Genomic DNA, 401 nt, shown 5'->3' on the forward strand with positions numbered 1-401 from the left:
CAGGACTTTCTGTTTTTTGATAAGCTGATGCATTTTGACCGAGAACGTACTCCAGAACGCGTCGCCCATGCTCGAGGGTTCGGTGTTCATGGGAATTTCCAGGTTTATCAGTCGATGAAGCCTTATACCAAGGCGGGATTCTTGCAGAATCCAAGTGCAAGTACGCCCGTATTCGTCCGCTTTTCAACAAATCATGGCGGTCGCGGATCGTATGATACCTCGCGCGATTTGCGAGGCTTCGCAGTGAAATTTTATACTGACGAGGGCAATTGGGACCTATTATCATTAAATTTACCCGTGTTCTTCGTGAATGACGCGCAGAAATTTGTCGATTCACATCATGCGGCCAATCCGGATCCACGCACGGATATGCCGACATCTTCAGCAGCACAAGAAAACTT

General features: G+C 47.9%; 1 protein-coding gene. It reads left to right on the top strand.

Annotated features, from left to right (window positions below; genetic code table 11):
* On the top strand, positions 1-401 hold a 401-nt coding region (locus JN080_RS29260), incomplete at both ends, for a catalase (protein WP_256239383.1).

It is taken from the genome of Bacillus sp. EB600 (assembly GCF_024494385.1).
Lineage (GTDB): Bacteria > Bacillota > Bacilli > Bacillales > Cytobacillaceae > JAEVLT01.